Raw genomic sequence first — 26,024 nt, forward strand, 5'->3', positions numbered from 1 at the left:
CCCACCGCCTGTCACGTCAGAGCGAGAGTTGTTCGCGGACCTGGACGTTGAGCTTCTCGATCAGGACCTTGTCGGCGACACCGTCGTAGACCCGGACGTCGTCGACGGCGCCGGACAGGTGCTCCTTGAAGGCGCCGTCGAGCCAGGCGCGCCCCAGTTGCACCCCGCCGGTGGCGACGAACGGCGACACCAGCTGGATCGCCTCGGTGAAGGACCCGTTGACGTACAGGGTCACTTCGCGGGCGTAGCCGTTGTAGACGAGGGTCAGATGGTCACCCTTGCCGACCAGCTTCGGCGCCTCGTCGGTGGCCTTCGTGGTCCACTCCGGTGCCACCGTGTCGGTGCTCGCCATCGCCAGCTCCCACTGCCCGGCGTTGTTGCAGCGCACGACGACCGAGCTGCCGTTGGTGCCCTTCTGCGAGAAGACGGTCATCGGGGTACCGGCACAGTTGCTGGTCAGCTTGACCCGGGCGCTGATCGAGAAACTGCCCGCCATGTCCGCGTTGGTCGATGTGCTGGCATAGCTGTCCGCGTTACCGGTCAGCGCGAGGTGACCACCGCCGAGCAGGGACAGGACCGGGTGCTTGAAGATGGTCGCACCGGTGCCCAGGGTGAGCCCCGCTCCACCGCGCTCCTCGGGGCTGACCTTGCTGGTCTCCGCGTTCAACCGCCAGTACGCCTTACGGCTCGGAGCGGTCTTCTGCAGACCGGTGACCTCGTCGGCGATGATCAGCCGGTCGAAGACCGAGACGTCCGCCATCGCCCCTCCCCAGTTGTCGGCGTAACCGCTCTTGGTGAGCACACGGCCGATCTGGAGCGGACCGCGCGACTTGGTCAGCGACCTGCGCTGGGCGACGCGCGGGGCGTTGTTCCCGACCTGGAGCGACATCTCCTTCTTCGCACCGTCGAAGATGGCGGACACGTACGTCCAACCCGTGGTGGCCGCCGCACCGTCCACCTGCCAGCGGCCCAGTGAGTTGACGTCGTTGACCGGCATCCGGAAGAACCAGGTTCCTCCCTCGACCCCCAGCGCGAACCCGGGCTCACCGGTGCCGTCCTGGCTGACCGCCACCTGCCGGCGGCCGGCATCGTCGATCTTGAACCAGCCGGTCACGGCGAAGCTCGCCGACGTGTCGGTCAGGACCGGCTTGCTGGTCGTGAGGTGGGCGTCGGCCGTCCCGTCGAACCGGGCGGCCGTGTCGGACGTCCCACCCGGACCCTCGACCCCGAACGTGACGCCGCTTCCGGCCGTCGCGTCGTTGTCACCGAGCCCGTCGCCGGCGCCGTCCTCGCCCGCGACCTCGCCGAGCGACCACTGGGCGGTCGGCGGTCGCTTGCCCACCCGGAACGTGCACGAGGCGATGCTGCTCGACCGGCCGGCCCGGTCGACGGCCTGGACGTTGATCGTCCGCGGGCCCTCCTTGTCCGGGTACCAGTTCGGCAGGGTGACCGGGCCGCCGTCGGTGGTGGGCCGAAGCACATTCACGCCCGGCGCCGGGTTGGTGTTGAAGCCGTACCGGTACTCCACCACGTCCGTGGCGGCGGAGTCGAAGACGAAGTTGCCGGGTACACCGATCGAACCCAGCCACTCGTCGCTCTCGATGCAGTTCGACGCGCTCGCCGTCCCGTTGTCGGCCGCGTCCTGCGGCAGGTACACCGCGGAGTCGACGTCGGGCGCGCTGGGGCTGGTCTTGTCGTAGAGGAACTGACAGACGTTGCGCGAGCCCTCACTGCTCCACGGACCCCAGCTGGTGTTGTCGCTGGCCCGTACCTCCCAGGAGATGGGGACGTTCTGCGCGATGTCACTCGGGACCGTGTACGAGAAGACCGATCCGCTGGCCTTCAGCGGAGTGGTGTACGAGCGCGTCTGCAGCGTCCCGCCGGCCGGCGTCCAGGTCACCTTGAACTCGGCCTTGATCTGCTCGGTGTGGGCCGAGGAGTGGTCCGGGTCCCGCAGCACCGCGTTCAGCCGCGGCGGCACGTCCACGTAGGGCGCGCCGGAGCCGTAGACACACTGCCCGCCGGGGGACATGGTGAGTTCGTTGAGGTTGGCGATCACCGGCGCCCGGTTGTAGCGGACCGAGAGGACGCCGTTGTCGCAGAACCGCTTGGTGTGCGTCGAGTCGCTCTCACTGACCGACCGCAGGCCGAGGGTCACGTTGCTCCAGCCCTTGGTCACCGCCTGCTGCACCGCGGCCTTCGCGTTCCACTCCGTGTTCTGGTTGGTGGAGGTACAGGTGGCCTGCGTCTTGGTCGGTGAGCTGGTGGCGAGGTGCGTCGCTCCGGACCAGCCCGAGCCGCCGGGCTGGTTGCTCCAGTTGGTGGAGGAGGTGATCCCGGCCGGCATCAGGTAGAGCGCCGCCGCCCGGGCGGTCGAGTTGTAGACGTGCTGCAGGGTGACCCGGAAGGTGGCCTCCAGGATCGTCTTGCCCGAGTACGGCGTGGCGAGCCGGTAGAACAGGCGCTTGACCTTCGAGTTGTTGCAGGAACTGGGGCAGAGGCCGATCCGTTCGTGCCGCTTGCCGTCGAACTTCCAGTACTCCTCGTTGGGGTAGCCGCTGTCCACCATCGCCCAGGCGCTGTTGGTGCTGCTCTGCCATACCGGGTCGATGTACAGCGGGAACGAGGCCTCCGGATCGGTCAGCATGGACCGGTCCGGGGTGAGGGTGAGGGTGTTGTCCGAGTAGTCGAGGCCGACCGGAGCCACCTCCGACGTGTCGCCCGGTCCCTCGGCCGAGGCCGCGCCCGGGTCGGTGGACGAGGTGTCCAGCGACCGCGCCGCGGCCGCATCGCCCCCCTCCTGGCTTCCGCTGTCCCACATGGTCGGCGCGTCCGCCTCCAGGACCGGGTTGTCGGTGACCGGGTCCAGGGCGACCACGCCACCCTCGGCCGTCTCCTCGATGGTCAGACCCACCGCGGCGACCCCGAGCCGGAGATTCTGGAGCTCCGGCAGATCGGCCGCCTCCGGCGTCTTGACCACCAGTACGTGCGAGAAGCCCTCGACAGTGACGTTCGTGACCAGGTCGACATCCTGGAACACGTTCGGGTAGGTCGCCTTGCTCTCCTCGACCACGGGAGCGGGAAGCGGCCCGTGCGGCCAGGTCAGGGTCATGCTCTTCTGGTCCCGGGTGACCACCATCAGCGGTGCGGTGCCGCCCTGGGAGAGCTGCATGCCGAGCAGCGCGGCCGCCGGGGCGTACGAGCCGTCGGGCTGAACCACAAGGGTCGAGTCCGCGGGTACCCAGGCGTCCCCCTGGGTGACCCGCACCGGCTGCGTGTGGCCGTTGGCGATGAGCGTGCCGTCCGGCTGCGCGAAGACGTCGCGGTACTCCGTGCGGTGCGCCAGCACCTCGACCGGCTGGTTGAGTGCCCTCGCGGCCACCAGCGCCTCGGCCTCGGTGTCCCGGACGAGGTCCTCCGAGGCCGCGGCGGTGCGCGGCGCCGGCTCCGGAGGCTGGACGAACACCGCAGTGGACATCAGGCCGGCGAGGCCGAGCGTGAGGCCGAGCGTGAACACCCGGCCCCGTTTTCTCGTACGACGGGCCACCCTCTGGTCCTCCCCCGCTGGATAACTGCTCATGTCGATGGTCTTCATCAGCTGATCGCCGCCCCGAACGCGCTGTGCCCGGTGGGGAGACCGCCCTGTCCCGGCTGCCAGGTGACGCTCGGAACCGTGTTGCCCGCGCTCAGGTCGGACCAGGTGAACCCGTAGACGGCGTCCGCACCGTAGGGAGTGCCGACATAGAGCCGCTGCGAGGTGGCCGAGAGCGAGGTGCCGACCAGTTCCTGGGCGCCGGCCGTCCCCGGCATGCCGCCCGATTCCCGGTGCAGCGTGGTCGGGGTGCCGATCGGATTGGCCAGCGCCGGGAAGACACGTACCCGTCCGGAGTCGGCCACCGACGTGCCCGCGTCCTCACCCGGCACGCCGATCGCGACGAACATCGTCGCGTTGGTGCCCTCACTGCCCGGCGCGGTGTTCACCACCACGACCTTCTCGCCGAGGTAGTCGCCGTCCTCCGAGGCGTACGTGATCGCGGGCAGTTCGGTGAAGGTGTTCGCGGCCGTGACGTGGAACCGGTGCACCAGCCCGGCGTCCGGCGCCGGGGTGTTGGTGGCCGCGACGACCAGGTCCTCACCCGGCACACCGACAACGACCAGCGAGTCGGCCTGGCCGGCGGGAGCACCGACGGGCCGGTACGGCGCGATCGAGATCGACTTGCCGAAGTTGTCGTTGGCCTCGGCGTCGTTCGAGACGTTGGCGACGTTCTGCTCCAGGCCGGCGGCGAGGGTCGGCAGCCCGTTGCTCAGCGTGTGGCTGAAGACGTTCACCGCTCCGGCGAAGGCCTCGGTGCCGATCGCCTCGCCCGGGGAACCGACCGCCCAGTGGTGGGTGGAGGCGGCCACCGCATAGCCCGTTCGGTCGTCGATCTCGGCCGCGCCCGGGATGCCGCTACCCTGGGACATCGCCACGTTCACGGTGCCGCGCATGTAATGCACGATCCCGGTGACCGGGTTGGCCAGCCCTTCACCGGGCGCGCCGATGACGAGGTACGGCTCACCGCTGGCCGTCCGGCTGCCGGCCACGGCGTAGCCGAACCAGTCGTACGCCTCGGCCGCGTCGGGGACGTTGGCGCTGTCCTGGTGGTACGAGACGGCGGGCGGGCCCTGCGCGAGGCCGGCGGGTGATCCGAGCAGTACGTAGACGACACCGGCCTGGGCCTGGCCGCTGACGGCCTGGTTCGGCACGCCGACCGCCAGGTCGGTGCACCCGTCGTTGTTGGCGTCGTACACGGCGATCGACGTGCCGAAGCGGTCACCCGCCTCGGCTGCACCGGGCATGTTGGCCCCACCCTCGTGCAGGGTGTGCACCGTCGTGCTGCCGCCGTACGTGACGTTGATGCGGCCGGCACGGATCTGGCCGTTGACAGTGGCCTCCGGGTCGGCGATCGCGATGTCGGCGACGCCGTCGCCGTTGAAGTCGCTGTCCGTTCCGCCGGTGCAACCGGTGACCGGAGTGGCCGTGGTGTACACCTGCATCTCACAGAACGACGACCAGATGTCGCTGCCGCTGACCCCGTCCGCGGCCTTCACCCGCCAGCGGTAGATGCCGCCGTCGACGAAGGCCCCGGCCGGCACGGTCGCGGCGGCGGTAGCCCCGGAGGCGACGCCGCTGAGGCTCGCCGCACCGATCGGCCCGTCGGCGTTCATCGCCCACCACTCGAAGGTGACAGTCATCGCGGTGCCGTCACCATCGGTGACTGTTGCTTTGAGCTGCGGCGTGAGGGTGTTGACCAGCGGACGACCCGACCCGGTCGCGCACGTGGTGGCAGGGACGGTCGACCGGGCCGTCACGGTCGGCCACGAGTTGTAGGTGACGCTGGCCTTGGGCACCTCGGCACTGGCGGTCGCGTTGCGGGAGCGGAACTGCTTGAAGGACTTCGAATCGGTTTCGTCGGTGGCCCGTAGGCCCATGTCGGCGCGGGTGTCACCGGCGTTCGCCGCGCGCTGGAAGAACTTGGTACCGCTGATCCCGACCCAGGCGTCGTTGCAACTGGCGTCGTAGCCGGCAGTCGCCAGGGTGGTCGCCTCCTGGTTGTTCCATGCCGGCTGGGTATCCCAGATCATGTCGTCGGCCACGGCCCCCACGGTCCAGAGCTCCCACGACCGGCCCTCGCACAGGGGCGACCACCAGTTCCAGAACGAGACGGTGGCAGAGGTGATCTGCTTGCCGACGAGGGCCGCGGTGTCCCAGCGCAGCAAGGACCGGGTGACGGGCCCGGTCGGACCGAGCCGACCGAGCCGGAGGTCGTCGGTGCCGCCCCGGTTGACCGTGTCGCCGGCCTGGATGAACGTGTCGAAGGTGGTGTACAGCGGGTTGATCGTCGGGTCGATGACGATCGGATACTCCCGCTCGGAGTCGGTCAGCCAGCGCATGTCCGGGGTCAGCGTCAGGTCGAGCCGGCCGGTTCCACGGGCCCCGGCGGCAGGGGCGATCGTGGATGCAACCGCCGTCTCGGCGGTGGGATTGCCGAGCGCGTCGACCCGCGCGTCCCACATTCGCAGTGCGGGAGTGCGCGCAACCACCCGGCCGGCGGTGTCCTGGATGGCGGTGTTGCCGCCGGCGTCGCGGACCGCCCGGGCGGCGTTCGGCCCGGTGATCGGCAGCGTGAGTCGGGCGACCTGCTTCACGGCGCTGCGGTCCTTGACGACGAAGAACGCCTCCATCCCGGCGCGGGTCGCTTCGACGATCAGGTCCACCCCGGGCAGCGTGTCGACATAGGTGGCCCGTCCGCCGTCCAGCTTCGGCTCGGGCAGCCGACCGGCCCAGCCGACCGCGAGCCGGTCGGCCCCGTGGCCGAGGACTGCCAGCTCCTGCGTCCCGCTCGGCTGCGCGCCGGAGACGACCAGATCGAACGGGTGGGCGACGGCGGCAATCCGCCCGTCCGCGCCCTTGCGCAGGGTCAGATCGACCGGAACCCACTGGTCACCGCGCCGGATCCGGCTCGCGCCGACCGAAAGCTCGGCCCGGAACTGACCGTCCGGTAGGGCGAAGACCTCGGTGGTCTCCGATGTGAGGCTCTTGACCTGCACCGGCTTGCCGGACTCGCGGGCGGCCCGAAGGGACACCGCCTCATCGGTCCGGCTCTCCACGCCACCTGTCACGCCGTCCGGTCCAGCGGCGAGAAACTCCGCCGGTTCTCCCGGTACGCCCGCCAACGCGGCCGCCGTCAGTACGGCGACGCCCGCAGCCAGGCACGAACGGACAGTGGCCGTCACTCGACGTGCCACAAACCCTCCCCCGTGTGCTTTGCAGTTGTGCGAGCGGGACTCTAAGGGCGTCCTGCCTCAGCGCACAAGGTCGGACACGTTCTGTCAGGACGGATCACGGCGAATTGGACATCCCATCGATCGATCAACACGCTCGGTAGTCGATTGCGTCCTCCACATTGGAGCGTTCGGCGACTGCCGCACCCACGAGTGATGGCGTCAGGCGGTCGGATCGATCTTCAAAACCGCAGATCAGTAGATGGTTGCTGCAGTCAACTGACGCCGCGCGGGCCACTTCACCATTGCGAACTACTTTCACGCATCACCATCTTCGAATATGACACGGCGTAGTTGCCATTGATCGAACAATCAGCCGATGCGGCACTCGCCCATCGGGAGACAGTGCCGGACCAATCAGACTCATGGACGCACCGAAATGGCGGCGGGCGGCATCACGCCAGCCGCTCGGGCAGGTCATCGGTCCAGCACGGAGCACCGAACAGCGACAACGGAAAACCGATTCGTGTCGTCAGAACACCGACCGATATTCGCCTCATTCGGGCGTCGGGATCACCCTCGTCCGCGGAGTGACGCGTTGGTGATCATCATGCGCGACGCGAGCGAGGCAATCGGCGAAGACGATTACCAGTCGAAAGCACTGCGGCACCGATTTCGTCAGGGTTGGCCGACCTTCTGACATCCGGGCTGCGGGCGGGTTCAGCGCTCAAGGTCCTCCGTGGGTGACCCCGGCCGGCGTTCGACGGGCGCGCTGCTCAGCACGCCGTCGGGGCGGACCTCCTGACGCAGACGCGCCAGGTTCACGAACCGGTCGCCGTCGACAGGGGCGGCGTCGAGCAGGCGCAGGACCACAGTGCAGTACTTGGCCATCGTGTTGCGGCCCGGCATGAAGATGGACCGCTCGTCGTGGGCGTCGGGCGTCTGCACGATCAGGCCGGCGGGCAGGGACGGCAGTGTCTCCGGGGTGCCATCCACAGCGACCTTGACCGTCCAGAACGGCCCGGTGCCGTCGAGTACGCGCCGGTCCTGCTCCGGCGTCTCCAGTGCCAGCGTCCGCCACGGCTCACCCCGGCAGGTGACGCCGGCCTGCCGCACGGTGGTGACCAGGTCGGCCGCCGCCGCCGTGATGATCTCCTCGGCCCGGTCCCACTCCTGCGCGTCCCGGCCCAGCGGTGTGCCGGGCACGAGCCGCGCCACCACAGTCGTGGCCGGCACGTGCCGCAACCGCGGTTCGGGCTGCGCCTCGAAGACGGCGCGGGCCGCAGCGATGGCGTCGGCCTGAGCTTGCCGTTGCCGGCTGACCTCGTCGCTGTGCCGGTCGAGCAGGGCGACCGCCTGGTCCGGTTCGTCGAGGGCGCGCCGGACCAGCTTGACGCTCATCCCGGTGTCCCGCAGCAAGGTGATCAGCATGGCCCGTTCCACCTGGTCGAAGGCGTACGAGCGGTGGCCGGTCCGGTCGTCGATCCCGGCGGGCACGAGCAGCCCCTCGGCGTGGTAGAAGCGCAGCGCCTGCGGGGACAGGTGGCACATCTGGCTGAACTCGCTGATCGACAACATGACCCCAGACTGCCCCTTGCAGTAACCGGAAGGGCAAATGACGCCGGCTAGCGCCTGTCGTCGTCGCACCCGTCCTGAGGCAGTCCGGAGGCAGCCGCGATCGCCTCCACGGCCTGGTCCAGACCGGCGCTCTCCGGGAGGACGAGTTCGCCGGGCCAGCCCAGGACGTCGTGCGCGGCGTACCAGCCGCTCATCTGCGCGGCGGTGAAGTCAGCGGCCTGCGGGCGGGTCAGATGCCGGCGCAGCGTCTCGGCCAGCGACACGTCGAGGTAGCAGAACAGCGACCGCCCCCGGTGACCGTCCCGCAGCGAGGTCAGCACGTCGCGGTAGCGGCCGGTGTACAGGATGCCTTCCAGGACCACGTGGTAGCCGCGGTCGAGGGCGAACCGGACGGTCTGCTCGATCAGGGCGGGCGCCACGCCGCCGGGCTTGTCCCGTTCGCGCAGGACGATGCGACGCAGGTAGTCCTGTTCGACGAGGGCGCAGCCCCGGCCGTGCCGGCGTCGCAGCTCCCGGGCGATGCTGCTCTTGCCCGAGCCGGAGTTGCCCCGAATGCAGACGAGGATCGTGTCCGAGCTGCCGGCGGGTACGGCGCGCACTGTCCCTCCCTGGCGCGAGGAGCGATGCCGAAGGCGGGTGGACGCCCGCCGGTGCCGCTCCTGGCAGCCCGGCGGGCGACCGCACTAGCCCTGGGTCTTCACCAGGAACGCGTAACCGATCACCTTCGTGCCGTCCCAGTTGTACATGGGACGGCACGCCTGCGGCTTCGTCCACGACGACTGGTACTTGGGCCGGGCCTCGTTGCAGGCCTTCAACGTCGAGTAGGTCGGGCTCGAGTAGTCCGCGTACGCGGGCGCACCCAGACCGAGCACCAAGGCGCCCACGACCGAGGTGGCGGCGACGAGGCTGCGGATCCGCGGCCGTCCGAAGGCTTTCATGTCTTCTCCCGTCCTGATCGTCGTCACCCGACCATCCATCGTGGCCGTTACGATCATGATCAGATTAGGGCGACCGCACAAGCGGCGCCGACGGGCGGACCGCGCCTCGGTGGAACGTCATGGGTGCCCTGCGGCCGGTGTGACGCACGTGGCGTCCCACCCACGGGCGGCCACCCCGGCGCGCACCGGGGCACCGTACGCGAAAAAGGCCCCGGCCGGCGTGAACGCCTGGTCAGGGCCTTGCTCGTTGGTGCGCCGCCAGGGACTCGAACCCCGAACCCGCGGATTAAGAGTCCGCTGCTCTGCCAGTTGAGCTAGCGGCGCTCGCTGACAACGGGAAGAAGATTAGCACGCCCGCCGAGGCGGGTTCCAATCCGATACCGGGGTCCACCCTTCGGACGAGCTTAACCGGCGAAAGCGGCCAAAACGGTCACCTGATCCAGCGCGGGGGCGGGCGCGGGAGCGTCGATACGGCACGATGTCCGCCAGGCACGCGAGGACAGGGGTGGGCATGGGCAGGTTCGCGCGGGCCGGGGCGACGGTGGGCGCCCTGGTCCTGACGGCGTCGCTGGCACTGACCGGGTGCGGCAGCGGCGGCGACGAGGGGAAGAAGCCGGAGTTCGTGCCCGGCCAGCAGCAGGTCGGCGGCGTCTCGTCCTCCGCGCCCGACCCGAGCGTCGCACCCAGCGACAGCGCCGCCGCGCCGCCGCTGACGGTGAGCCCGGCCGACGGCGCGAGCGGCCGGCCGGTCAGCACCGAGATCAGCGCCCGCATCCCCGGCGGCGGCACCGTGTCGAAGGTGGCGCTCGCCACCGCCGACGGCGCCAGCGTCGCCGGGCGGATGCGGCGCGACGGCTCCAGCTGGGTGCCGTCGGCCGCGCTGAAGTACGGCACCAAGTACACCGCCACGGTCACCGGCGCCGGCAAGGACGGCCGGACCTACCAGGGCACCAGCACGTTCACCACGATGGCCAAGCCCAAGTCGATGATCGGCTCCGGCCTCTACATGTTCAGCGGCAAGACGTACGGGGTGGCCATGCCCGTGGTCGCCGAGTTCTCCCCGGGCATCCCGAAGAAGGACCGGGCGGCGGTGCAGAAGCGGATGTTCGTGCAGACCGACCCGCCGCAGCCCGGCGCCTGGCACTGGGTCGACAACGGCACCCAGGCGTACTACCGGGCCCCGGAGTACTGGAAGACCGGCACCACGATCACGGTCCGGCTGGCGCTGGCCGGGATCCCGCTGAGCAACGGCCGCTACGGCAACATCGACCGCAGCGCCACCGCCGAGATCGGCCGCGCGTTCGAGATGACCGTGGACAACGCGACCAAGCAGATGACGGTCTCCGAGAACGGCACTGTCATCCGTACGCTGCCGGTCAGCCTGGGCAAGAAGAGCACCCCCTCCTCCAGCGGCACGATGGTGGTGATGGAGAAGAAGGAGTCCACCGTCTTCGACACCCGCAGCGAGCCCGACCCGGCCAACCGCTACGTCACGGAGATCGACTTCGCCCAGCGGATCACCTGGGGTGGCGAGTACATCCACGCCGCTCCGTGGTCCGAGGGCGTGCAGGGGCGCCGCAACGTCTCGCACGGCTGCGTCAACGTGTCGATGGCCAACGGCCGGTGGCTGTTCGGCAAGACGATGGTGGGCGACCCGATCACGGTGAAGGGCACCGAACGCCGCCTGGCCCCTGGTAACGGCTGGACGGCGTGGAGCATGAGCTGGTCGCAGTTCGTCGCCGGCAGCGCGCTGCCGGTTCCGCAGGGCGGGCAGCCGGCGCCGTTCTGACCGGCGTAACGTGGTCGGACATGCCACCTCCGAAAAAGCGCCGGACGACGGCGGAATCGTTACACCCGCGCAGGGTGTTCCGTTTCACGTCCGGCAACGCGTACCCGCTCCGGCGCGTCTGACCAGAGACGACGGGGCACGGCATCACTTTGTGAGGGACTCATGCGAGCTGGCCAGGACGAACCGATCCGGGGCGCGAGCGCCCGACGCGTCGGCCGCCGCCGTGCGCTGGCGGCCGGGCTGCTCGCCGCCGCGATGGCCCTGACCGCCTGCACCAGCGGCGGCGGCGACAAGCCGTCGAGCTGGCAGGGCGGCGGCGACGAGGGCGAGAAGGCCCCGAAGGCGGCGGCCACCATCAGCGAGCCCGCCGCCGACGCCAAGGACGTGCCCGCGTCCACCGCCATCACCTTCACCACGAAGGAGGCGCAGGAGACCACAGTCGAGCTGAAGGACGCCGCCGGCAAGGTCGTCGACGGCACGCTCGCGGCGGACGGCGCGAGCTGGCTGCCGTCCTCGGCCCTGGAGTACGGGCAGACGTACACGGCGACCGTCACCGCGACCGGCGACGACGGCAAGCCCGCCACCGCGACCAGCACGTTCACCACGATGGCGAAGCCGGCCAAGCAGATCCGGGTCACCAGCTTCCTGGGCGACAACCAGGTCGTGGGCGTGGGCATGCCGCTGATCGTGAAGTTCGGCCGGGCCATCCCGGAGGACTACCGCGACGACATCCAGCGCCGGATGACTGTCACCTCGAAGCCCGCCCAGGAGGGCATCTGGCACTGGGTGAGCCCGACCGAGGTGCGCTACCGGCCCAAGACGTTCTGGAAGGCCAACAGCACGGTCAGCTACAAGGTGCAGGCGGGCGGGCTGCCGCTGGGCGGCGGCTGGTACGGCCGAGCCGACCTCAGCGTCGACGTCAAGATCGGCCCGTCGTTCGTGATGACAGTCGACAACCGCACCAAGCGGATGACTGTCACCCGCGACGGCAAGGTGGTCAAGACCATCCCGGTGAGCCTGGGCAAGAAGAGCACCCCCTCCTCCAGCGGCACCATGGTGGTGATCGAGAAGCTCCGGCACACGGTCTTCGACACCCTGGAGGAGCTGGGCCCGGAGGAGGGCTACCGCACCGAGATCGACTACGCCCAGCGGCTCACCTGGGGCGGCGAGTTCATCCACGCCGCGCCCTGGTCCGAGGGCGTGCAGGGCCGCACGAACGTGTCGCACGGCTGCGTCAACGTCTCGATGAAGGAAGGCAACTGGCTGTTCGCCAACACCCGCATCGGTGACCCGATCACCGTCAAGGGCACCGAGCGCAAGCTCCAGAACGGCAACGGCTGGACCGACTGGAACATGAGCTGGGACGAGTACGTCAAGGGCAGCGCCCTGCCGTACGAGCCGCCGTCGGACGACACCACGCCGGACGCCGGTACGCCGAGCGTCGAGCCCACCCCCTGACCCACTCATACGACGAAGCCCCCTCCCGGAGGAGGGGGCTTCGTGTTGGGGTGACTGATGGGAATTGAACCCACGACAACCGGGACCACAACCCGGTGCTCTGCCAACTGAGCTACAGCCACCATGCTCGCCGCTCCGGTCGCCCGGGCGGTGCGCGGACTAATCATAGCCACACTCCGGCCGACCCCGTCCACCGGGTTCGGCCGGGGCGTCAGAGCTGGGCGGCGATCGCCTTCGCGGCCTCGACGTCCGGCCCCGGCAGCGGCACGAACACGGTCCGCCGGTAGTACTCCAGCTCGCGGATGCTCTCCCGGATGTCGGCGAGCGCCCGGTGGGCCAGGCCCTTCTGCGGCTGCCCGAAGTACACCCGCGGGTACCAGCGCCGGCACAGCTCCTTGATCGAGGACACGTCGATCATCCGGTAGTGCAGGTGCGCGTCGAGCCGGGTCATGTCGCGGGCCAGGAAACCCCTGTCGGTGGCGATCGAGTTGCCGCACAGCGGGGCCGTACGCGGGTCCTTCACGTAGCTGGTCACGTAGTCGAGCACCATGTCCTCGGCCTCGGCCAGCGTCACCGTGGAGAGGCGTACCTCCTCGGTGAGGCCGGACTTGGCGTGCATGGTCCGCACGATCTCCGGCATGCCGTCGAGCGCCTCGTCGTCGGCGTGGATCACCACGTCCACGCCGTCACCGAGCACGTTGAGGTCGGGATCGGTGACGAGCGCGGCGACCTCGATCAGGGCGTCCCGCCGCAGGTCGAGCCCGGTCATCTCACAGTCGATCCAGACGAGAAGATCAGCCACCGGAACAGACTACGCGCCGCCGACGCGCCCGCGCCTCGGCCCGGCGGCCGAGGTGGACCGCTAGGGTTTCCTGCGTGCCAGCCGAACCCGTCGCCCCACCCGCCGTCCCCCGTGACGACGCGGGCGGGCGTACGGCCCGCCGGGTGGTCGTGGTGCTGGCGCTGATCGCGATCATGCCGGCGCCCTACCTGCGCAACCTGCGGCACGACTACTACGACCAGAAGATCTACATGTCGGCGATGGACTGGTGGGCGGCCGGGCACCCGCTCTACGACTACGTCCAGCCGGACCGGGTGCAGGGGGCGCTCTACTTCACCTATCCGCCGTTCGCGGCGCTGCTCCTGGCGCCGTTCGGGTATCTGCGGCTCGGGGTGGCCATCGCGGCCTTCGCGGTGCTGACAGTGGCCGCGGTGGTGGTGACCACGCGCTGGCTGGTACTGCCGGTGCTGCGGCGGCACGACCTGCCGCGGGGGTTCGGCCTCACCGTCGCCGTGCTGCTGGTGCTGGCGGCGGAGAGCACCCGGGAGACGATCACGCTCGGGCAGATCAACATGCTGCTCGTGGTGCTGATCCTCGGCGACCTGCTGTTCGCCGTACCGCAGGGCCGGCGCTGGGCCGGCGTGGGCGTGGGACTGGCGGCGGCGCTCAAGCTCTTTCCCGGCATCTTCGTGCTCTACCTGCTCGCCGCCCGGAAGTGGCGGGCGGCGGCCGTGGCGGCGGTGACAGCGGCGGTGGCCACGCTGCTGGCGGCGGCGGTCGCGCCGGGCGACTCGTGGCGCTTCTGGACTCACGAGCTGTGGGTGACCGACCGGGTGGGCCGCCCCGACTACACCGGCAACCAGTCGCTGTTCGGGCTGCTCAGCCGCCTGACTGCGCCGGCCGAGCCGGACCGGCTGCTGTGGCTGCTGCTCGCGCTGGCGGTGGCCGCGTTCGGCCTGTGGCGGGCGGCGCGCGCGGCCCGGGCGGGGGACGCGCTGGTGGGTCTCACCCTGACCGGGCTGGTGGGCGGGCTGGTCAGCCCGATCACCTGGATCCACCACCTGTACTGGTTCATTCCCGCGGTGGTGGTGCTCGTCGACGCGGCACTGGACGCCGATCCGGCGACGCCCGCCGGGGCCCGCCGTCGCGGCGGCCTCTTCGCGCTGGCCGCCGTCGTCGGCCTGCCGATCGTGTACGGGTTGGTGACGTTCCAGGACTGGGGCACCGCCATCGTGCACACGGACGACCCGGTCGACTTCGTGGTCCGCAACATGTACGTCCTGCTGAGCCTGCTGGTGCTCGCGGCGCTGCCGATCCGTCGGCACGCGGACGAGAAACCGATGACCCGGACTGAACGGACACACCTCGCAACAAATGGCGATCAGCGCTAATCTGGTATCAACTACCTCAGTTTTCTCCCAGGTAGCACCGATCCCCCGGTGAAGAACGGCCCTCCGCGTCGGCAGCGCGGAGGGCCGTTCGGGTTCTCGTCGTCAGTCCCGGCCGTCGGGGCACCGGCTGGGCGGCGCGATCGCCGCGCGGGTCCGCCCACCGGGCCCGGAGCCCACTGCCACCAGGTGCCGCTCGGGTCGCGACGCCGGGCCCGGCTGGCGGCCCAGCCCGCTCAGCGAGGTGACGCCGAGACGCCCGGCCAGCACCGGCACCTGGTCCGGCTCGACCACGAAGACCACCTCACGCGGCCGCAGCGGGCGCAGCAGCACCACCACGGCGAGGATTACCAGCAGCGTCCCGCCGGCCAGCAGCGCCCACGCCAGCCCGGGGAACCACCCGGCCCGCAACTCGGCACGCATCCGCAGGTCGAGCCCGTCCGCGCCGTCCACGCGCATGACGACCAGGCTCAGCGACCGGCCGGACAGCTCCGCCGGGCTCCACTCCAGGGAGCCGACGCCCTCGCGTACCCAGAAGGGCTGAGTCATCGGCACGGCGGCGCCGGTGCCGGCGGTGGCCGGGTCCAGGTCGACCGGCAGCGGGCCCCGGGTGACCGCCACGCGGCGCACGGCGCTGTGTGGGACGTCGGCCAGCCACCCTCGCACCTGGTCGGTCGGGGCGAGGCCGAGGAAGACCGGGCCGTCGTCGTCCCGCGCGGTCAGGTGCAGCCGGGCCTGCCCGGTGCGCGCCAGCGGCAGGTCGGCGCGCAGCAACGCGTCCACGTCGGTCACCAGCACCGCGCGGGCGGGCGTGCGGACCGGCTCGAACCGGGCGTCGAAGCCGCCGTCCGGGCCGGCGTGCCGGGCGGCGAGCCAGAGACCTCCGCCCGCCAGCAGCGCCGGAATCCCCAACGCCAGCAGCACCATGCCGGCGATCGTGCGTACGAAACGCATTCGCGTCGTCCCTCTCGGTAGCCAACTACCCGGCCGACCTTACCGACGCGCGTCGGCCGATCGCCGGATATCGGCGGCACCCGTCCGGGACGGCGACCGGCCCGGCGGATCGTTCCGCCGGGCCGGTGCGTCGCTCACGTTCAGGACTTCGCGGCGGGCTCCCGCCGGGTACGCGCGAACGCCAGGCCGCCGAGGGCCAGGCCGCCCAGTCCGGCGACCAGGCCGGCCACGCCGAGGGCGACGGCCGCGCCGGAGCCTGCGTCGTCGTCATCGTCGTCGTCGGCCGCGGCGGCAGCCGGCGCACTCGCGCCCGCCGAGGCGGGCGCCGCCGCGGCCAGCTTGAGCACCGGCGCCGGGTTCTCCGGCTCCTCCGCGCCCGGCGTCGGCTCCTCGATCCACCGGGAGACGTTGCCGTCGGAGTACGTCTGGAGCACCTTGAACACCATCGTGTCGGCCTGCGGCAGCGGGCCCATCGACACCGGGAACTCCTGGAACTCGCCCGGCTTCACGCCGCCGTTCGGCGCGGCCGTGAAGGTCAGCTTGGAGACCGCCTCGGTGAGCTGGCTGCCGTGCACCTCGATCGGCGGGTCGACCTTGCGCTTCTCCACCGCCACCGTCCAGCCCGCCACCGGCATGGTGGAGACCGAGCCGACCGGCGCGTTCTCCGGCAGGTTCACCTCGACCTTGACTGTCGACGCCGTGTCGCTCTCGTTCGGCACCCGGAACGCGAACCGGCCGTAGCCGCCCTGCGTACCCTCGGCCGGGTTGATCGTGACGTGCGCCGAGGCCGGACCGGCCAGGCCGAGCACAGCCGTGGCGACGGCGGTGAGGGTCAGCGCGGCGATCGTCGCGGGGCGCCGGAGACGGATCATCAGATGGGACCTTCCGTTACTTGATCGGCACGGTGGCGGTCACCGTGGCCTGGTCGATGTCGGTCGTGCGCACGGTGATGCGCAACTGCCAGTCGCCCCGGGCCGGCAGGTTGACCTCGCCGGTGGCGTGGTTGTCGCTCAGCGGCAGCAGCGGGACGGTGATCGGCTCGATCCCGGCCGACGGCAGCGCGGCGGTGACCTTCCACTCCTGCACCGGCTGGGGGCGGCTGTCCTTGGTGTAGGCGTACAGGTGCATCGAGTTGTTGCCGGTCTCGGCCGGGTCCAGCTGGACCTCCAGCGAGTAGATCGGGCTGCTCAGCGTGGTGGAGAAGTAGCCCTGCTCGGCGCCCGCGACGTTCGCGGCGGCGGTCCGCGCCGGGGTGGTCTGCACGAGCGTCGCCGACACGCCCAGCACCACCGCCGTGATCACCAGCTCGGCCACCACGGCCCGCCGCATCGCGCCCGGCCGCCCGGCGGCGACCCGCCGCCGCACCAGCGCCCGGGAGTACGCGGCCACGCCGATCACCAGCGCGAACAGCACGATCTTGGCGAGCAGGAGCCGGCCGTACGTGGTGTCGAACAGCGCCTGCAGGCTGGCCACCTCGATCAGACCCTGCACGGTGCCGGCCAGCAGCAGCGCGGCCACCGCGAGCGCGGCCCAGCGGGACCAGATCGGCAGGATCGCGTCCAGCTCGCGCTCGTCGGCCCGGCGCAGCAGGAACACCGCGAGCATCACCAGGCCGCCCAGCCAGACGGCCATGCCGCCCAGGTGGACCGCGTCCACCACCACTGACACCGCGGGCGCGGGCGAGGCCGCCGCGTGCCCGGCCAGCGGCCAGGTGAACAGCGCCGCGCCGCCGAGGACCGCCAGGATGATCCCGTCGGTACGGCCGATCGGACCGGCGAACAGCGGCCGGAGCAGGAACGCCGCCGCGGCGAGCAGACCCAGCCGGACCAGGTGCGTGGTGCCGTAGGCGCTGCCCAGCACGTCACCCAGGCCGGACCCGGTCACGTCGAACAGGCCGCCGCCGTTGACGTACGGCACCTGGAGCCACACCTCGGCCACCGTGGCCACCGCCAGCAGGCCCAGCCCGGTCCAGGCCAGCCGTGCCGGTCCCCGGCGGGACAGCCGGCGCGGCCAGAGCGCGGCGAGCACCAGCGCCGGGCCGACGAGCAGCAGCAAGCCGGTGTAGCCGGCGTACTTCGCCACCTTCACCGCGTTCTCGGTGACCGGGTTCGCCCGGTTGTCCGAGCCGCTGTCGGTGGGCGGCTCCGACGGCGCGCCGACGGAGTAGGTGAAGGCGCCGGAGACCGGGTGGCTGTCGGCCGAGATGACCCGGTAGCTGACCAGGTAGGTGCCGCGCCCGCCGGACGGGTCCACCGGGATGGTGACCTCGGCGCCCTGGAACGTCGGCTCGCCCCGGTCGGCCCGCGAGCCGTCGGGGGCGATCACCCGTACCTTCCCGGGCACCTTGCGGACGCCCTCACTGAACGTGATCACCACCTGCGCGGGCGCCTCGGGCACCACGGCGGAGGCGGCCGGGCTGCTGCTCACCAGCACCGCGTGGGCGGCGGCCGGGGTGGCCGGTGTGAGCAGCAGGGCGACCAGCAGGAGCAGCAGCCCGGCGACGGCCCCGGAGCGGGCGGCGACGACCCGGGACGGGCGGCGTACGGCAGCAGTCATGACCGCAATGGTTCCCGAACCGGGGCGGGTCCGGCGAGCCGGTCTCCGGCAGGCGTGACCGAGCGCCCACCCGGTGCGGCGGCGCGCGCCACGCCGGGCCTGCTCAGAGGTCATGGGAGGGTAGTCGGACGGCCGGCGGAAAAAGTTCCCGGCGTGTGCGGGACCACGGAATGGGTCGAAGGACCCTGTCCCCTCCAGGTACGCCGCGTAACCTCGGGTGACGTGATCCCCGGCCCGCGCGACACCGCCGCCGACCGCCCCGAGTCGGCACCCGACGCTGCCCGGGACGCGGCCACCGGCTGGGCGCTGGCCGCCCGCGACGGGAACCGCGACGCGCAGGCCGCCTTCGTCCGGGCCACCCAGGCCGAGGTGTGGCGCTTCGCCGCCGCGCTCGTCGACCCGGACAGCGCGGACGACCTGACCCAGGAGACGTACCTGCGGGCGTTCCGGGCGCTGTCCGGCTTCGAGGGGCGCTCCAGCGTGCGTACCTGGCTCCTCGGGATCGCCCGGCGGGCCTGCGCCGACCACCTGCGCACAGTCGTGCGCCGCCGCCGGCTCGACGCGCGGCTCGCCGCCCAGGCCGCCACCGACCGCCCCTACCCGGACCCGGCCGGCCAGCTCGGCGCCACCGATCTGGTCCGCCGGCTGCCAGCCGAGCGGCGCTCCGCGTTCGTGCTCACCCAGCTGCTCGGCCTGTCGTACGCCGAGGCCGCCGACGTGGAGGGGGTGCCGGTGGGCACCATCCGCTCCCGGGTCGCCCGCGCCCGCGACGAACTGGTCGACGCCGTCGGCGACACACTGGCCGGATAGCGGGAACCTTTCGTGGCGCTCGGACGACGAATGACTGTGACCCCCTCCCTCTCCCGGGCCGGCCGCTGGCCGGCCCTGCGGCCCTGGCTCGGCGTCGCGGCCCGCCTCGGACTGGCAGCCGTGTGGCTGATCGCCGGCGGCACCAAGGTCGGTGACCTGGCCGCCTCGGGCCGGGCCGTGAACGCGTACCAGGTGATGCCGTACGACGTGGCCACCGTGATCGGCGCGGCGCTGCCGTTCGTCGAGCTGGCCCTGGGCGTCCTGCTGCTCGCCGGGCTCGCCACCCGGATCAGCGCCGGCGTGTCAGCGGCACTGCTCGTGGTCTTCATCGCCGGCATCGCCTCGGCCTGGGCCCGCGGCCTGGCCATCGACTGCGGGTGTTTCGGCAGCGGCGGGCAGCTCGCCGCCGGCCAGACGCCCAGCTACCTCCCGGAGATCCTCCGGGACCTCGGGTTCCTGGTACTGGCCGGGTTCCTGCTGATCTGGCCCCGCACCCCGTTCTCCGTGGACGGGTGGCTGGCGGGCGACGACACCGTGGAGGACACCGATGAGTAGTCGCAAGGGGCGCAAGGACGCGGCCCGGGTCGTACGCGAGCAGATCGCCCGGGAGAAGCGGCGCAAGCGGACGCTCTGGACCTCGATCGCCGCGGTGCTGGTGCTCGTCATCGCCGGTGGCATCGGCTGGGCGGTCTACTCCAGCCAGAAGTCCGACGAGTTCACCGCCCCGCCCGGGGCCGACGACGCCGGCACCGGCATCGTGCTCGGCACCGGGCCGGTCACCATCGACCTGTACGAGGACTACCTCTGCCCGGCCTGCAAGCAGTTCCAGCAGATCAGCGGCGAGACGCTCAACCAGCTCGTCAGCGAGGGCAAGGCGAGGCTGGTGTTCCACCCGGTCGCGTTCCTGAACCGCTTCTCCACCACTGAATACTCGACCCGCTCCTCAGCCGCCTCCGGCTGCGCCGCGCAGGGCGGCAAGTTCCGCGAGTTCACCGACCAACTGTTCACCAAGCAGCCGCCGGAGGGCGGCGCCGGGCTCAGCAACGACGAACTCGTCGACATCGGCGCGGGCGTCGGGCTGAACCGCGACGAGTTCGCCTCCTGCGTCTCCGACGGCACGTACCGGCCGTGGACCGAGCACGTCACCGACGAGGCGAGCAAGTCCGGCGTGACCGGCACCCCGACCATCAAGGTCAACGGCAGTGACCTCCAGGACCGCAGCCCCGAGGGGATCAAGTCGGCGGTGGAGGCGGCCGGCAAGTGATCGCACCCCTGCGCCGGGCCGCGCTGGTGCTCGCGGTCGCGGCCACCGCACTGCTCACGCTCGCCGCGCCGGCCGCCGCGCACGGCGCGGACGCGCCCGACGGCACCGACTACCGCGCCACGATCAGCGGCGTCGACCCGGACCGCCCCGGGCTCACCGCGCGCATGGTGGAGGCCGGCGCGCGGCTGGAGCTGACGAACGACACCGGCGCCGAGGTCACAGTGCTCGGCTACTCCGGTGAGCCGTACCTGCGCATCGGCCCGGGCGGCGTGTACGAGAACACCCGCTCCCCCGCCTCGTACCTGAACCGGACGCTGGCCGGGGAGACCCGGCTGCCGGCCGAGGCGAACCCGGCCGCCGCGCCCGACTGGCGGCGGATCGACGACGGCCCCACCGCCCGCTGGCACGACCAGCGCACGCTGTGGCGGGAGGAGGCTCCGCCGGCCGCCGTCGCCGCCGACCCGGACCGGGAGCACCGGGTACGCGACTGGGCGGTGCCGCTGCGCGCCGGTGACACCACCGGAGCCGTACGCGGCACGCTGGACTGGGTGCCGCCGCCCGACCCGTACCCCTGGTGGGTGGCCGCCACGCTGGGCTTCCTGCTGATCGGCGCGGCCGGGCTGGCGCCTGGTGGCACCGCCGCCGGGGTGCGGGCGCTGCGCGCGGTCGGCGCCCTGCTCGCCCTGGGCGGCGCCGCCACGGTGGCGCTCACCGTCGCCCGCGCGCTGGACACCGGCACCCCCGGCGTCGGCGGAACGCTCGCCGAACTGGTCACCGGCCAGGTGTGGACGCTGCTCACCGGGCTCGGCGCGCTCGCCGCGGGCGGGTACGCGCTGGCCCGCCGCCCGGCCGCCGACTTCGTGCTCGCGCTCGCCGGCGCCTGCCTCACGCTGTTCGCCGGGGCGACGAACCTGGCCGCACTGTCCCGCGCGAACCCCCCGGCCGCCGGCCCGGCCGTGCTGGTCCGGGTGCTCGTGGTGGTCGGCCTGGCGACAGGCGCCGGCGCGGTGGCGGCGGGCCTGCTGCGCCTGCGCACAGCCGCAAGAGCAGCCCGCCCCACCCCCCACCCAACCCCCGTGCCCTGACCCCCGCCCCGCCCCGCCCCGCCCCGGCCCGGCCCGGCCCGGCGAGATCTTGGTACCAAACGGCCCCTATAAGGGCCCTTTCCTACCAAGATCTCCACCGCTCCCACCACGCGGACCACCAATCTCGCGTAACGGGAGGCGCTCGCCACAGCAGCCAGCCGAACGAGGAACCTCCGCCCACCCACCCCCAAACACCGCGATCTCGCACCTTCCGCCCCGGCATCCAGGGCATTCAGGACATCTCCGGGGCCGCAACGGCAAGATCACCGAGCGCTGCGAGCGCCGGGCACGCCCGAGTGGAACACCACGGGTGTCAAAACGCCCCCGACACACCCATCACGTTCCACTCCCGCCGCACTCACCCCTGGGCGGCGTGATCTTGCAGTTGCCGCCCCGCGCGTGCGGCTTTTGCCCCGAAATACGCGGACGGAAAGTGCAAGATCGCGGCGGAGGAGGGCGGGAAGGGCGAGAGGGACGAGGGCCGGGTCAGGTTGGGCGGGGGGCGAAGCCGTAGGGGAGCTCCAAGCGGTGGGCGGTCAGCAGTGCCTCGTCGGACAGGAGGTCCGCGGTGGGAGCGTCGGCGACGATGCGGCCGCCGTCCAGGATCACCGAGCGGGGGCACAGCTCGGCCGCGTACGGCAGGTCGTGGGTGACCATGAGCAGCGTCACCGGCAGGGCGCGCAGGATCTCCGCCAGTTCCCGCCGGGCGGCCGGGTCGAGGTTCGACGACGGCTCGTCCAGCACCAGGATCTCCGGGCGCATCGCCAGCACCGTCGCCACCGCCACCCGGCGCCGCTGCCCGAACGACAGGTGGTGCGGCGCGCGGTCCCGATGCTCGCTCATGCCGACCGCGGTGAGCGCCTCGTCGACCCGGGCGGCCAGCTCCGCGCCGCGCAGGCCCAGGTTGGCCGGGCCGAACGCCACGTCCTCGGCGACTGTGGGCAGGAACAGCTGGTCGTCCGGGTCCTGGAAGACGATGCCGACGCGGCGGCGTACCTCGGCCAGCGTCTCCCGGTCCCGGCTGACCGTCAGGCCGCCGACGGTCACCGTGCCCTCGGTCGGGGTGAGGATGCCGTTGAGGTGCAGCACGAGCGTGGTCTTGCCGGCGCCGTTGGGCCCGAGCAGCGCCACCCGATCGCCGCGCGGCACGGTCAGGTCCACGCCGTGCAGGGCGACGTGACCGTCCGGGTACGCGTACCGGACGCCGTTGACGTCGAGGGAGGGCGGCTGCTGCACGTACCCGATCATTGCAGGACGAGCGCGACGGCGGCGATGGTGGCCGCGATCGCCGGCACCGTCGCGGCGGCCGCCCACTGGCCGGCGGTGGCCGCGCCGGCCCCCTGCCACACCGCCGGCATCCGGCCGGTGTAGCCACGGGAGAGCATCGCCAGGTAGACCCGCTCGCCGCGCTCGAACGCGCGCAGGAACAGCGCGCCGACGCCGGCCGCGAAGCCGCGCAACTGCCACAGGAACCGCGGGTCGTCGCCGCGCGACACCCGCGCCACCCGCATCCGGCGGGCCTCGCCGACGAGCACCTCCAGGTAGCGCAGCATGAACGTGGCGATCTGGGTGAGGATCTGCGGGCACCGCAGCCGGTCCAGGCCGAGCAGCAGGTCACGCGTCGTCGTGGTCGCCGCCAGGAGGAGCGACGCGAGTACGCCGAGCGTGCCCTTCGCCAGGATGTTGAACGCGCCGTGCAGCCCGTCCACGGACAGGGCGAGCCCTGCCACCTCGACCCGTTCCCCCGCCCCGAGGAACGGCAGGGCGAACGCGAACAGCACGAACGGCAGCTCGATCAGCGCCCGGCTGAGCAGCCAGCGCGGGCCGACCCGGGCCAGCGCGGCCACCACGGCGACCAGGAGCGCGAAGCCGCCGAAGGCCCAGTACGCCTCCCGGGGCGTCGCCACCACCGCGACTGTGAACAGCACCATCGCGGCGATCTTCACCTCCGGCGGGAGGCGGTGCACCGGCGAGCCGGACTCGCGGTAGAGGACGTGCGCGTGCCCGGCGCCCATGGTCAGCGGGTGCCGGTGGACGGGGTCGCTGCGTCGTCCGCCGGGTCGGCGCTCGCAGTGGTCGTGTCAGGCCCGGCGGGGCCGGCGGGCGTGGCGGGGCCGCGGCGGCGGGCCAGCCAGAACAGGCCGCCGCCGAGCGCGAAGGTGAGCAGCACACCGAGGACGCCGGACAGGCCGGTGGACAGGAAGTCGTTGCCGATCCCGCGTACGCCGTAGTCGGCCAGCGGGCTGTCCGCCAGCTCGTGGTCCTTGGCCTGCTGGGCCGGGCAGCTGCCGCCGGTGATCTCGTCGTCGGCGTTCACAGTGCAGCCCTTGAGCAGCGACGAGTCGAGGCCGTCCGGGTGCGAGGAGGCGTAGTTGCTGACCACGCCGGCCAGCAGCAGAGCCACCAGCAGGCCGCCGAGCAGGAACGGCCAGTGACGCTTGCTCATCGGGCACCTCCGGCGACCGGGACGGCGGGAGCCGGCGTGGCCGGCTTGAGGGCGCGCAGCGCGTACACCAGGTCGGGCCGGACCTTCGCGACGGTGACCACCGTGGTCGCGGTGATCAGGCCCTCGCCGATGCCGATGAGCAGGTGGGCGAAGGCCATGGTGCCCGCCAGGCCGGTGAGGTTGCCGCCGAGGTCGGTGGTGCCGCCCAGCCAGTACTGGAGGACGAAGCCCTGGGACGCGACCACCACGCTGACCAGCGCGGACACGAACGCGGTGACCGCCAGCCCGGCCGGGGTACGCGGCAGTACGCGCAGCAGGAGCGCGATCAGCAGGTACGCGGCGGCGGTGCCGAGCAGCGCCATGTTGGTGATGTTGAGGCCGAGCATCGCCACCCCGCCGTCACCGAAGACCAGCGCCTGCACGATGAGCACCACGGCGACGCAGAGCGCGCCGACCCACGGGCCGACGAGCAGCGCGGCCAGCGCGCCGCCGAGCAGGTGACCGCTGACCCCGGCGGTGAAGATCGGGAAGTTGAGCATCTGCACGGCGAAGATGAACGCCGCCACCAGCCCGGCCATCGGGGCCAGCCGGTCGTCGAGGTCGGCGCGGCCCCGCAGCACGCAGAACGCGAGCGCGGCGAGGGCGAGAGCCGCGAAGATCGCGGCGACCGGACCGTTGATGATCCCGTTGGAGATGTGCATCGCCAGGGTGTCCACGCGCTCAGCGTATTTCCAGGAAGGCACTGTTGCCAATATCTGGCAACAACCTCATGATGGCCGTCACCACGCCCGCGCGTCGCCGTCCGCCGACCGTACCGGCCCGGCGGTATCGTCACCGCCATGACCGACCGCCTCAAGCCCGGCGACCCCGCCCCCGACTTCACCCTCCCCACCGACGACGGCGGCACGCTGTCCCTGTCCGGCCTGCGCGGCCGCAAGGTCATCCTGTACGCGTACCCGGCCGCCATGACGCCCGGCTGCACGAAGCAGGCGTGTGACTTCCGGGACTCGCTCGCCTCCCTCCAGGCCGCCGGCTACGAGGTGGTGGGCATCTCGCCGGACAAGCCCGCGAAACTCGCCAAGTTCCGCGACCGGGACGCCATCACGTTCCCGCTGGTCTCCGACGAGGACAAGGCGGTGCTGACCGCGTACGGCGCGTTCGGCGAGAAGCAGATGTACGGCCGCACAGTCACCGGCGTGATCCGCTCGACGTTCGTGGTGGACGAGGACGGCAAGATCGAGCAGGCGTTCTACAACGTGCGGGCCACCGGCCACGTCGCCAAGCTGCGCCGCGACCTCGGCCTCGACTGAGGTCGTCGCGCGGCACGCCCCGGTCGCGGCCCGGAGTACACACGGCTCCGGCGCGACACTCTAAACTCAGCGGGTCGGCGGGAGTGGCGGAACGGCAGACGCGCAGGCCTTAGGAGCCTGTGTCCGAGAGGACGTGGGGGTTCGAAACCCCCCTCCCGCACCATCAGCGGTGTCACCCGCATCACGAACGCGGGTCCGGGCCGCGTCGCCACGCGCAGGATGGCGTCGTGGACCTGCGTTTCGTACTCGACCCCGACCTCACCCCCGAGCTGCGCGAACAGATCATCGCGCTCTGGGTGGACGTGACGAACGCCGGCGGCGCCGTCGGCTTCGTCGCCCCGGTGACCGCGGACGAGGTACGCCCGCTCGCCACCTCGACGCTCGACGAGGTGGCGGACGGGCCGGACCGGCTGCTCGCCGGCTACGAGGGCGAGAAGCTGGTCGCGGTGCTGGTCATCGCCGACAACCGGTTCCACCTCAAGACGCACTGGCGGGTGCTCAAGCGCGTCATGCTACACCCGGACACGCAGGGACGCGGCCACGGCGCGGCGCTGATGCGCGAGGCCGAACGGATCGCCCGAGGGCTCGGCCTGGCGGCGCTGCACGTGACGGTCCGCGACGGCCTGGGCCTGGACGGCTTCTACAAGCGCCTCGGCTACCGCGAGATCGGCCGCCTCCCCGCCGCGCTGCGCCTGTCCCCCACCGACGCCCGTGACGAGATCCTCATGTGGCTCGACCTCCCCACCGCCCCCTGACCCTTCCCCGCCCCGCCCCGCCCTGCCCTGCCCTGCCCTGCCCTGCCCCGTCGATCTGTGAGTGGGGTTGTCAAGGGGTTTGGTGGTGGGTGGTGATGGTGCGGTAGAGCTGTCGGGCGATGTAGCGCTTGAGGCAGCGGGTGATTT

The 26,024-nt window shown here is 71.8% G+C and carries 22 protein-coding genes and 3 tRNA genes; 10 read left to right on the forward strand and 15 right to left on the reverse strand.

The features are described from left to right. Positions 1-16: 16 nt before the first annotated feature. The 6 genes from FB454_RS10810 to FB454_RS10835 form a co-directional block, all read right to left on the reverse strand. Entirely contained in the window at positions 17-3,478 is a 3,462-nt protein-coding gene (locus tag FB454_RS10810; RefSeq protein ID WP_176921770.1) for a LamG-like jellyroll fold domain-containing protein, read from the reverse strand. Positions 3,479-3,594: 116 nt separating this feature from the next. Further along, complete coding sequence (locus FB454_RS10815) at positions 3,595-6,789, reverse strand: DNRLRE domain-containing protein (RefSeq protein ID WP_145822881.1); 3,195 nt, start codon at positions 6,787-6,789, stop codon at positions 3,595-3,597. A 696-nt stretch (positions 6,790-7,485) separates the two neighbouring features. Continuing rightward, positions 7,486-8,343: a MerR family transcriptional regulator gene (locus FB454_RS10820; RefSeq protein ID WP_145822882.1), complete on the reverse strand. Its 858-nt coding sequence runs from the start codon at positions 8,341-8,343 to the stop codon at positions 7,486-7,488. 47 nt (positions 8,344-8,390) lie between these two features. Further along, a complete protein-coding gene (locus FB454_RS10825; protein WP_013284404.1) occupies positions 8,391-8,942 on the reverse strand; it encodes a kinase in 552 nt (183 codons plus the stop codon). 84 nt (positions 8,943-9,026) lie between these two features. Further along, positions 9,027-9,281, reverse strand: coding sequence for a hypothetical protein (locus FB454_RS10830; protein ID WP_013284403.1), 255 nt, complete (start codon positions 9,279-9,281; stop codon positions 9,027-9,029). A 248-nt stretch (positions 9,282-9,529) separates the two neighbouring features. Then, positions 9,530-9,605 (reverse strand) — tRNA-Lys (locus FB454_RS10835). Positions 9,606-9,792: 187 nt separating this feature from the next. Between FB454_RS10835 and FB454_RS10840 the strand changes: the two genes are divergently transcribed. Then, entirely contained in the window at positions 9,793-11,070 is a 1,278-nt protein-coding gene (locus tag FB454_RS10840) for a L,D-transpeptidase (protein WP_013284402.1), read from the forward strand. Positions 11,071-11,232: 162 nt separating this feature from the next. Beyond that, a complete protein-coding gene (locus FB454_RS10845; protein WP_013284401.1) occupies positions 11,233-12,528 on the forward strand; it encodes a L,D-transpeptidase in 1,296 nt (431 codons plus the stop codon). A gap of 46 nt (positions 12,529-12,574) precedes the next feature. Here the strand turns inward: FB454_RS10845 and FB454_RS10850 are convergent. Both FB454_RS10850 and orn read right to left on the reverse strand, forming a co-directional pair. After that, positions 12,575-12,650 (reverse strand) — tRNA-His (locus tag FB454_RS10850). 89 nt (positions 12,651-12,739) lie between these two features. Beyond that, positions 12,740-13,330, reverse strand: coding sequence for an oligoribonuclease (orn, locus tag FB454_RS10855; RefSeq protein ID WP_013284400.1), 591 nt, complete (start codon positions 13,328-13,330; stop codon positions 12,740-12,742). A 74-nt stretch (positions 13,331-13,404) separates the two neighbouring features. Here orn and FB454_RS10860 point away from each other — a divergent pair, with 74 nt between their 5' ends. After that, entirely contained in the window at positions 13,405-14,700 is a 1,296-nt protein-coding gene (locus FB454_RS10860; RefSeq protein WP_145822883.1) for a glycosyltransferase 87 family protein, read from the forward strand. 102 nt (positions 14,701-14,802) lie between these two features. Here FB454_RS10860 and FB454_RS10865 read toward each other — a convergent pair whose 3' ends face one another. The 3 genes from FB454_RS10865 to FB454_RS10875 all read right to left on the reverse strand — a co-directional run bounded on the left by FB454_RS10865 (position 14,803) and on the right by FB454_RS10875 (position 18,207). After that, positions 14,803-15,651 (reverse strand): hypothetical protein, encoded by an 849-nt coding sequence (locus FB454_RS10865; protein ID WP_145822884.1) that lies wholly within the window; start codon positions 15,649-15,651, stop codon positions 14,803-14,805. Positions 15,652-15,791: 140 nt separating this feature from the next. Next, positions 15,792-16,523, reverse strand: a complete 732-nt coding sequence (locus FB454_RS10870) for a YcnI family copper-binding membrane protein (protein ID WP_030270213.1) — start codon at positions 16,521-16,523, stop codon at positions 15,792-15,794. A gap of 16 nt (positions 16,524-16,539) precedes the next feature. Continuing rightward, positions 16,540-18,207, reverse strand: coding sequence for a copper resistance CopC/CopD family protein (locus FB454_RS10875; protein ID WP_123111773.1), 1,668 nt, complete (start codon positions 18,205-18,207; stop codon positions 16,540-16,542). A 222-nt stretch (positions 18,208-18,429) separates the two neighbouring features. On the opposite strand from FB454_RS10875, the gene FB454_RS10880 reads away from it, so the two are divergent. Genes FB454_RS10880 through FB454_RS10895 form a run of 4 tightly spaced genes read left to right on the forward strand, consistent with a single transcriptional unit; the run spans position 18,430 to position 21,366 of the window. Continuing rightward, entirely contained in the window at positions 18,430-19,017 is a 588-nt protein-coding gene (locus FB454_RS10880) for a sigma-70 family RNA polymerase sigma factor (RefSeq protein WP_013284395.1), read from the forward strand. A gap of 30 nt (positions 19,018-19,047) precedes the next feature. After that, positions 19,048-19,572 (forward strand): MauE/DoxX family redox-associated membrane protein, encoded by a 525-nt coding sequence (locus tag FB454_RS10885; protein ID WP_145822885.1) that lies wholly within the window; start codon positions 19,048-19,050, stop codon positions 19,570-19,572. Continuing rightward, positions 19,565-20,281 carry a thioredoxin domain-containing protein gene (locus tag FB454_RS10890; RefSeq protein WP_145822886.1) on the forward strand — a complete coding sequence of 239 codons (717 nt, stop codon included), beginning with the start codon at positions 19,565-19,567 and terminating at the stop codon, positions 20,279-20,281. Before FB454_RS10885 ends, FB454_RS10890 begins: the two co-directional genes overlap by 8 nt. Next, positions 20,278-21,366, forward strand: a complete 1,089-nt coding sequence (locus tag FB454_RS10895; protein ID WP_145822887.1) for a hypothetical protein — start codon at positions 20,278-20,280, stop codon at positions 21,364-21,366. The genes FB454_RS10890 and FB454_RS10895 overlap by 4 nt, the downstream gene beginning before the upstream one ends. Before the next feature lie 486 nt (positions 21,367-21,852). On the opposite strand, the gene FB454_RS10900 is transcribed toward FB454_RS10895, so the two are convergent. The 4 genes from FB454_RS10900 to FB454_RS10915 are packed head-to-tail and all read right to left on the reverse strand — an operon-like array spanning position 21,853 to position 24,528. After that, the gene (locus tag FB454_RS10900) at positions 21,853-22,614 is read right to left on the reverse strand and encodes an energy-coupling factor ABC transporter ATP-binding protein (protein ID WP_145753329.1); all 762 of its coding nucleotides are present in this window, start codon (positions 22,612-22,614) and stop codon (positions 21,853-21,855) included. Further along, on the reverse strand, positions 22,611-23,381 hold the full coding sequence (gene cbiQ / locus FB454_RS10905) for a cobalt ECF transporter T component CbiQ (RefSeq protein WP_145753333.1): 771 nt from the start codon (positions 23,379-23,381) through the stop codon (positions 22,611-22,613). Before cbiQ ends, FB454_RS10900 begins: the two co-directional genes overlap by 4 nt. A gap of 2 nt (positions 23,382-23,383) precedes the next feature. Next, entirely contained in the window at positions 23,384-23,812 is a 429-nt protein-coding gene (locus FB454_RS10910) for a PDGLE domain-containing protein (RefSeq protein ID WP_145753337.1), read from the reverse strand. Next, positions 23,809-24,528, reverse strand: coding sequence for an energy-coupling factor ABC transporter permease (locus FB454_RS10915; RefSeq protein WP_030270233.1), 720 nt, complete (start codon positions 24,526-24,528; stop codon positions 23,809-23,811). Before FB454_RS10915 ends, FB454_RS10910 begins: the two co-directional genes overlap by 4 nt. Before the next feature lie 123 nt (positions 24,529-24,651). Between FB454_RS10915 and bcp the strand changes: the two genes are divergently transcribed. The 3 genes from bcp to FB454_RS10930 all read left to right on the forward strand — a co-directional run bounded on the left by bcp (position 24,652) and on the right by FB454_RS10930 (position 25,877). Beyond that, entirely contained in the window at positions 24,652-25,122 is a 471-nt protein-coding gene (gene bcp / locus FB454_RS10920) for a thioredoxin-dependent thiol peroxidase (protein WP_030270235.1), read from the forward strand. A 77-nt stretch (positions 25,123-25,199) separates the two neighbouring features. Beyond that, positions 25,200-25,285 (forward strand) — tRNA-Leu (locus tag FB454_RS10925). Positions 25,286-25,349: 64 nt separating this feature from the next. Further along, complete coding sequence (locus tag FB454_RS10930; protein ID WP_145753341.1) at positions 25,350-25,877, forward strand: GNAT family N-acetyltransferase; 528 nt, start codon at positions 25,350-25,352, stop codon at positions 25,875-25,877. The last annotated feature ends 147 nt before the right edge of the window (positions 25,878-26,024 follow it).

This window comes from Micromonospora sp. CNZ297 (assembly GCF_007827625.1).